Here is a 7,625-nt window from a genome sequence, read left to right on the forward strand (position 1 = left end):
CTTCGACCGAGTCCGGTACGGGTCGGTCCGCCGGCTCCGAAGACGGCGGGACGGCCGGGGCGGACGAGCGCTGGCGCGCCGACCCCGACGCGGCCCTGGCGGAGGTCGGCTGTCCCGAGTGCGAGAGCGACCTCGTCAACGTCCAGGGGATCCTCTCCTGTCGATCCTGCCGCTGGACCGACGCCGAACTCGACGCGCTCCGATCGCCCCGGGCGAAGCTGGTCTACCTCTCGCTCGTGGACGGACCCAAGTCGGTCGACGCGATCAGGGTCGCCCTCGACCTGAAGGCGGGCGCCGCCTACGGCATTTTGCGGACGCTGACCGACCGGGAGCTGGTCGAGCGCCGCCCCGACGGCACGTACCGCCTCCGACGGGAGGGGCGGGGGTCCGTGCTCGACGTGAGGAACGGGTGAGTCGGTCCGCCGGGCGACGCCGGTGACGGCGACGGTTCGAGGTACGTTTATTATGATCCCGGGGCAGGCTGAGACATGCCCAAGATCAGCGTCGAGATCCCCCAGGAACTGCTCGACGATCTCGACGATCACGTCGGGGACGACGGAAAGTTCGTCAACCGGAGCGACGCCATCCGCGCCTCGATCAGAAAGACGCTCGACATTCTCGACGAGATCGACGAACGGCACGGGCGCCTGGAAGACGAGGAGTAGTCCGGCCAGCGGACGGGATCGGCGCGGCGGAACGGCTTCGCCGTTCGGTCACTCGTCGATCCGCTCGGCGAACCCGAAGTTCGGCTTGACGTCCGTGACGCGAACGACGACCTCCTCGCCCGTCTCCGCGCCGGGGACGAACAGCCGGAACCCCTCGACGGAGGCGATGCCGTCGCCTTCCGCCCCGACGTCGACGATCTCCACCTCGAGCTCGTCGCCAGCCGAGACGGGCGCGGTCAGGCGCCCCTTGCCGATCAGGTACAGCTCGGAGGACTCCTTTCGGGTGGCGTCGGGGGCCGTGGCGCGCACGTACCGGAACTCCGCCTCGAGGTCGGCGCGGAGGGCGTCGACGTCCGGTCCCTCGAACACCTTCACGACCAAGTCCCCACCCGCGTCGAGCAGCTCGAGCGCGACGTCGGCGGCCGTCCGCGCGAGGTGGAGCGACCGGGCTTGATCGAGCGAGTACTCGCCGGAGACGTTCGGCGCCATGTCCGAGAGCACGACGTCGACCGTCCCGTCCGTCGCCTCCCTGACCCGGTCGAGCGTTCGTTCCTCGGTCACGTCGCCGCGGATCGTCTCGATCCGCCCGTCGATCTTCTCGTCGAACGATTCGATGCGCTGGAAGTCGACGCCGACGACGGTCCCCTGCGGGCCCACTTCCTCGGCGGCGACCTGCAGCCAGCCGCCGGGCGCGGCGCCCAGGTCGACGACCGCGTCGCCGCGTTCGAGCACGTTCTCGAGTTCGTCGAGCTGCTGGAGCTTGTACGCCGCCCGGGAGCGGTAGCCCTCCTGCTTGGCTTTGTTGTAGTAGTGGTCGCGTCCGCTACCCATGGCGACTCACCCCGCCGGCGGCGGGTCGGCGGTCGCGGATGCGCGTCCCGATTTCGGTCATGGCCGCACGAACGGGTCGGAGGCGGTAAGGGTTGCCGAATGCCCTCGGCGCCGAGCGGTGGCCGATCGAGCCGACGCGGCGTTCCGATCGACCGAGCCGGGAACGCTATCCGGTTCGCGCCGAAACGATCCGCCGATGGGAACGTACACGCTCGCGATCGGAAACCGCGAACCGTTCGCCCGGGAGGTCGGCGCGCGCGGCGACGTCGCGTTCCCGGCGGGCGCCTACGCCTACACGGGGAGCGTGCCGGGGGACTCGTTCGCTCGCGTCCGGCGCCACGAGGAGCTGTGCGCGGGCGAGCGCGAAACGACTCACTGGCACGTCGACTACCTGCTCGCGGCGGATTCGACGGAGATCGTCGCCGTCTTCACCACCGCCGACGACGCCGAGTGCGCGGTCGTCCGGGAGATCAGCGCCGACGCGTTCGGCGAACTCGGCGCCTCGGACTGTACGCGGTGTCGCTCGCACGTTCACTTCGAAGCGTCCCGGGAAACGTTGCTCCGCGAACTCGACGCGGTCTATCGGTCGTTCTGACCGGCCAACGAGAAGGCGAACGGCGCGAATCGCGAGTTACCCGTCGATGGCACGCGACGCGCCGGCGGCGGGATCGGGCGGATCGGCCGGTTCGCTCCCGAACCTGGTGACGATCGTCGGCCGCGGCGTCCCGTCGAACTTCGAGCTCGCCGTGGACGGCGACCTCGACCTCGTCGGGGGCGACCCTCCAGAAGCGACGATCCGAATCTCGAACGGCGTCGCGGAGGGCGGGATCACGGACGGCGTCTGCCGCTTTCGCTTCGACGGCGAACTGGCCGCCGTCCAGTTCCTCGATTGGGACGGCGCCCCTGCCCCCGACTCGCCGCACACCCCGATAGTTCACGCCGATTACGACGACGCCGCGCGTTGCGACGACGCCGCGCGTTGCGACGGGGCCGCGCGTTGCGACGACGCCGCGCGGTAGCTGGCGGACGATCCGATCTCTCACCGTCGTCGCAACCAGCGGCGATCGGCGCAGATCTCGACGGCGATCGGCGCGGATCTCGACGGCGAGCTCGCCGCCCTCGGCCGACGTTGCGAGTCGACCGCTCGATGCCCGTCGTCACGAGATGCGAGGCGCACCGCGGTCACCGCCCCGGCGGTCACGCTCCGCGGAACCCCTCACGACAAGCGAGCCGCTCGCTACGGGCTCCTCCGAAGAGCAGGCCCCGGGTCTCCCGGCGGTCAGTCCTCGTCTTCGTCGGGTTCGCCGCGGGCGAAGCTCGCCTCGGCGTCCGCCGAGCCCTCCCCGTCGGTTCGCGGTCCCTCGATGAGACTCTCGAAGTCGTCCACCTCGCCGTACTGGTCCTGGTAGACCAGCGCGGCTTTCCCGAGCGACGTGATCTCGTAGAGGCCGGATCGCTCGGCCGGGCCGATCTTCTCGACGAGGCCGTAGTCTTCCAGCACCGGCAGTCGCGTGTTGATGTTCTTGCGGCTCTTCCCCGTGTGCGAAGCGAGGTTGGTCGCAACGTTTCGCCCCGTCTCCTCGAGTGCGTCCAGGATCAAGAAATCCGTGGGTCGTCTGAGTTTCACGTTCGTCCCCTCTCACCCGTCACTATACCGCTACTGGTTGCTAACACTTTCGGCCGCTGCTTATTGTCGAGCCGGCTGACCCGGGCGCGACTTCTGTCGGCCGGCAATCCCGGTATCGGCGGCTCAGCCGACGGATTTCGACAACCCGGCCGACGCGTTCGAGCCGCTCCGCCGACGGAATCCGACGGGTCGGGCTTAAACGAACCCCGATATATCGGTACAACCCCCTTCCGGCCAGGCTGCGTGCGCTCTACACGGACGACCATCCACACACCTATGGACGACTACCAGTTCACCTGCCCGGAGTGCCGCCGGGAGCTCCCCCTCGACGGGCCGCTGTGCGAGGCCACGATCGAGCACGGCTGCCCCGTCTGCGGGGCCGAGGTCTCTCGCCGGCACTTCCCCAGCCCCTGACCGTTCGCCGTTCCGCCCGTTCGAATCCGGCGCGCCGACTCGCCGGCTCCCGGTTCATCCGCGTTTTTCCGCCGCCCCGTCGTCGACCGCGTTCGTCGCTGCGAGCGTCGCGCCCGTCCGGAGTTCGTCGAGAGTCGCGCCCGCCCGGAGTTCGTCGAGAGTCGCGCCCGTCGCGTCCGTCCGGAGTTCGTCGAGCGACGGCTCGTGCCGGTCTGTACTCGTCGAGTCCCCGTAGCGCCCGGAGGAATCCCGGCGAACCCGCCGCTCGCTCGGCGCTCGCCGATCGGCGACACCCCTGCATCCTGAGGGTATATAAACGGCCCACGATATCGGTGGTGCACGTTGGTCGGGGTGGCGTCCGATGCCTGTAGTATGAGCCAATCTTCGACGGCGATCGGAACCTTCTCGCACGCGGCCCGGACGGACGATGGTGTGGCGGACGACGAGGTCCTGGAACTCCTGACCGACGCCGATTGCCGCGCCATCTTCGAAGCGCTGGCTGACGAGGACGTCCGACTGACCGTCCAGGAACTCGCCGACGCGTGCGACGTGGCGCAGTCGACGGCCTATCGGAAGGTCGAGCGCCTCACCGAGGCGGGAGTGCTGGGCGAGCGCCTCCGGATCCGGCGGTCCGGTCGTCACGTCGCGGAGTACGAGCGCCGTCTCGAGGACGTTCGGATCGGCATCGACGCCGAGGGTCGCCTCGAGACGCGCGTGACCCGCCGGGACCGCTCGTCGCAGCCGGTCGGATACGCTATCGAGGACGGTCGGTGATGCCGATGCGGACTCCGGCGGATTCGGCCACGAACGAGGTCAGCGCCGCGGGGGTGTGCGCCCGATGACGAGAGCTCGTCTGCTCGTCACCCTCCCCGACGGCGAGTGGAAGGCCGACGTCTCGCGTCGGTTCCCCGAGACGACGATCTGCGTCTGCGCTTCGGTGCTCGGGGCGGACGGCGGGGTCGAGCTCGCGACCGTCTCCGGTCCGGCGGCCCCGGAGTGCGCGGCGGCCATCGAGCGCCACCCCGACGCCGCGGCCACCTCGAGTCTCGACCGGCGCGACGAGGAACTGACGATCCAGGTCGAGACCGCGACGGACCCGATCCTGTCGGCCGCGACGGAATCGGGCGTCCCGGTCGAGTACCCCGTCGACGTCGTCGACGGCGAGGCGACGGTCGACGTCCGGGGCTCGCACGCCCGACTCTCGGCGCTGGGCGAACACCTCCGCGAGGCCGGCCTCCGTTTCCGGGTCGCACGCGTCCAGCGCGGGCACGAGGGCGGCGGGTTGCTCACGGACGCGCAGCGAGAACTCCTCTTGGCCGCCGTCGAGCAGGGCTACTACGAGACGCCGCGGCGGTGCACGCTGACGGAACTGGCCGACCACGTCGGGCTCGCCAAGTCGACGTGCAGCGAGACGCTCCACCGCGTCGAGGAGAACCTCGTCGAGTACTTCCTGACGAACGGCCCCGCGGTCGAGCGCGCCGACCGGCGAGCGGCCACCGCCTGAGGGGCGAACCGACCGGCGCCCTGGCCGCGAATCGACTGGCGCCCTGGCCGCGAATCGACCGGCGCCTTGGCCGCGAATCGACCGGCGCCTTGGCCGCGAATCGACCGGCGCCTTGGCCGCGAATCGACCGGCGCCGGGGGGAACCTTGAAGCGTTCCGCGGCGACACACCCACGGAGAGATGGGCGTCAGGGTGCTCCACGCGGCGGACCTCCACCTCGGGAGCCCGCTCCGGGCCGTCGAGGACGCCTCGGGGTCGCTCGCCGAGGAGCTGGGGCGGGCGACGTACGAGGCCTTCCGGCGCGTGATCGGGGTCGCGCTGGAGCGCGAGGTCGACCTCGTCGTCCTCGCGGGCGACCTGTACGACCGGGAGGCCCGGTCCGTACGGGCGACCGACTTTTTGATCGAACAGTTCGACCGACTCGCCGACGCGGGCGTCCCGTGTTACGTCGTCCACGGTAACCACGACCCGCTCGGCGAGGGCGCCGAGTCGCTCGACCTGCCGGGGAACGTGACGGTGTTCGGAGCCGGGGCGGTCGAGACTGCCCACTATCCGGACGAGGGCGCCCCCGAGGTCAGGATCCTGGGGCGGTCCTACGGCGCCCGGCACGAGTCCGACGCGCGCCTCGAGGGGTACGCGCCGCCGGATCGCACCGTCCCCAACGTGGGCCTCCTCCACACCGGGTTGAACCCCGACGGGCGCCGCTACGCGCCGTGCTCCCCGGCGGACCTCGCGTCGACGGGGATCGACTACTGGGCGCTGGGGCACATCCACGCGCCGGGCGCGGTCGACGGCGCTCCGGCCGCCTACGCCGGTATCCCGCAGGGCCGTCACGTCGGCGACGCCTCGGTCGGGGGCTGTCTCGTCGCGGAGGTCGAACCCCGCCACGAACCCGACCTCGAGTTCGTCCCGACGAGCCCGATCGTCTGGCGACGGCTCGCGATCGACGTCGGCGAGGCGACCCGGCCGGACGGCGGGGCCCTGCGGAACCTCTCGGACGTCGAGGCCGTCGCCGAGGAGCGCGCGCTCGTGCTGCGCGAGACCGACTACGCGGGCTTTTGCGACGAGGTCGACCTGCCCGTCGCCGACGTCGATTGGGACGTCGAGGGCGTCGTCTGCCGGTGGGAGCTGACCGGTCGCGGCGAGCCGTCCGAGACCCTCGACGCGGAGGCGACCGCGGTGCTCGCCGAGCGGCTCCGCGACCGGCTCGGGGGCGGATCGCCGTTCGTCTGGACCGAGTCGGTGCGCGACCGGACGGCGGCCCCGCTGCCGGACGCGGAGACGCTGATCGCCGAGGACGAGGTGATCGGCGAGCTCGTCGCGCTGGCCGAGGAGCTCCGGACGGACCCGGACGCGCGGGCGGACTTTCGGGCGGACGCGGGCGCCGTCTGGGAGTGGGTCGACGACCCGGACCGGGAGACCGTCCCGGCCGACCGGCTCGCGCTCGACCCCGACCGACTCGACGACCTGCTCGAGCGCGCCGCGAGGCGGGCGATCGACGAACTCGCGACCGGGCGCCGGGAGGGACGGTGAGCCCGACGATGCACCTCGAACGACTCGACCTCGACGACTTCGGCGCCTTCGAGCGCGCGCGGATCGACGGTCTGTCCGACGGGCTGACGGTGATCGCGGGCCCCCAGCGGGCGGGCAAGACGACGTTCATGGAGGCGGTTCGCCGTCTCGGGTACGGCGTCTCCCGCGGCGACGACCTCCCGCCGGCGGCCGACCGCTACGCGCTCGCCGCGACGGTCGTCGCGGAGGGCCGGCGCTACCGCGTCGACCTCGAGGGCTACGCGGAGCCGGCCGTGACCCCGCTCGACGGCGGTCCCGCCCGGGAGGCCGCGGATCTCTACGGCGGCCTCGGCGAGGCCCACTACCGGCAGCTGTACGCGATCAGCCTCGACGAGCTGCGGCGAGTCCCGCGCGGGCTCGACGACGACGCGGCCCTCTCGGCGATCCTGCTCGGCGCCGCCTACGGCGACGTGCTGGCCGTCCCCGAAGTCCGGGACGCGCTCGCCGCGGAGGCCGAAGATATCGGCGGCGTGCGCGGGAAGGGCGTCTACCGGATGGGCGAGCCGATGGAGCGGATCGAGCGCGGGATCGAGGCCCGGGAGGCGGCCGTGGCGCAGGTCGAGGCCCACGAACGCACGAGCGAGGAGCGCCGAACGGTCGACGAACGGATCGACGAGATCGACGCGGAACTCGAGGCCCTGGCGGCCGAGCGCACGCGACTCGACGCGATCGCCGCCAACCGTGACGACTACCGGCGCCTCCGCGAGCTCGAGGCGCGCCTCGAACCGGTCGAGGCGGCGGCGCTCGAGGCGTTCCCGCTCGACGCCGTCGACGAGGTTCGATCGCTGCGCGCCGAGCACGCGTCGGCCCGCCGGACGCTGAGCGAGGCGATCGGCGAGTTCGAGGCCGCGACCGGCGAGGACGGGGACTCGGCGGGGACCGCGCTGGACGAGGCGACCGACGCCGTCGAGACGAACGGCGCCGGCGCGTCGACAGGCCCGGAACGCCTCCTCGCGGCCGCCCCCGCCATCCGCGAGTTCGCCGCCGAGCGCTCCGGCTGGCGCGAGCGCGTC

At 71.8% G+C, this 7,625-nt stretch carries 11 protein-coding genes; 9 read left to right on the forward strand and 2 right to left on the reverse strand.

Features of this window, described 5'->3' with window-relative positions:
• Both QZT59_RS12765 and QZT59_RS12770 read left to right on the forward strand, forming a co-directional pair.
• The coding region (locus QZT59_RS12765) for a hypothetical protein (RefSeq protein WP_394348657.1) at positions 1-413 on the forward strand (413 nt) is incomplete at its 5' end.
• Between the two features lie 75 nt (positions 414-488).
• Positions 489-665: a ribbon-helix-helix protein, CopG family gene (locus tag QZT59_RS12770; protein ID WP_290816779.1), complete on the forward strand. Its 177-nt coding sequence runs from the start codon at positions 489-491 to the stop codon at positions 663-665.
• Positions 666-713: 48 nt separating this feature from the next.
• Here the strand turns inward: QZT59_RS12770 and QZT59_RS12775 are convergent, their stop codons facing one another.
• Positions 714-1,496, reverse strand: coding sequence for a 23S rRNA (uridine(2552)-2'-O)-methyltransferase (locus QZT59_RS12775; RefSeq protein ID WP_290816786.1), 783 nt, complete (start codon positions 1,494-1,496; stop codon positions 714-716).
• 196 nt (positions 1,497-1,692) lie between these two features.
• Between QZT59_RS12775 and QZT59_RS12780 the strand changes: the two genes are divergently transcribed.
• Both QZT59_RS12780 and QZT59_RS12785 read left to right on the forward strand, forming a co-directional pair.
• On the forward strand, positions 1,693-2,091 hold the full coding sequence (locus tag QZT59_RS12780; RefSeq protein ID WP_290816789.1) for a DUF123 domain-containing protein: 399 nt from the start codon (positions 1,693-1,695) through the stop codon (positions 2,089-2,091).
• 46 nt (positions 2,092-2,137) lie between these two features.
• Positions 2,138-2,515 carry a hypothetical protein gene (locus QZT59_RS12785; protein WP_290816792.1) on the forward strand — a complete coding sequence of 126 codons (378 nt, stop codon included), beginning with the start codon at positions 2,138-2,140 and terminating at the stop codon, positions 2,513-2,515.
• 260 nt (positions 2,516-2,775) lie between these two features.
• Here the strand turns inward: QZT59_RS12785 and QZT59_RS12790 are convergent, their stop codons facing one another.
• Positions 2,776-3,123: a winged helix-turn-helix transcriptional regulator gene (locus QZT59_RS12790; RefSeq protein WP_290816795.1), complete on the reverse strand. Its 348-nt coding sequence runs from the start codon at positions 3,121-3,123 to the stop codon at positions 2,776-2,778.
• A 276-nt stretch (positions 3,124-3,399) separates the two neighbouring features.
• Between QZT59_RS12790 and QZT59_RS12795 the strand changes: the two genes are divergently transcribed.
• The 5 genes from QZT59_RS12795 to QZT59_RS12815 form a co-directional block, all read left to right on the forward strand.
• Positions 3,400-3,537, forward strand: coding sequence for a zinc ribbon domain-containing protein (locus QZT59_RS12795; protein ID WP_290816798.1), 138 nt, complete (start codon positions 3,400-3,402; stop codon positions 3,535-3,537).
• A gap of 372 nt (positions 3,538-3,909) precedes the next feature.
• A complete protein-coding gene (locus QZT59_RS12800) occupies positions 3,910-4,311 on the forward strand; it encodes a helix-turn-helix domain-containing protein (protein ID WP_290816801.1) in 402 nt (133 codons plus the stop codon).
• A gap of 64 nt (positions 4,312-4,375) precedes the next feature.
• Complete coding sequence (locus QZT59_RS12805) at positions 4,376-5,041, forward strand: helix-turn-helix domain-containing protein (RefSeq protein ID WP_290816804.1); 666 nt, start codon at positions 4,376-4,378, stop codon at positions 5,039-5,041.
• Between the two features lie 179 nt (positions 5,042-5,220).
• Positions 5,221-6,573 (forward strand): exonuclease SbcCD subunit D, encoded by a 1,353-nt coding sequence (locus tag QZT59_RS12810; RefSeq protein WP_290816807.1) that lies wholly within the window; start codon positions 5,221-5,223, stop codon positions 6,571-6,573.
• Positions 6,574-6,581: 8 nt separating this feature from the next.
• A partial coding sequence (locus QZT59_RS12815) for an AAA family ATPase (RefSeq protein WP_290816810.1) occupies positions 6,582-7,625 on the forward strand: 1,044 nt, incomplete at its 3' end.

Origin of the sequence: Halovivax sp., from assembly GCA_007119345.1 — an archaeon.
In the GTDB taxonomy this organism is placed as follows: Archaea; Halobacteriota; Halobacteria; order Halobacteriales; family Natrialbaceae; genus Halovivax.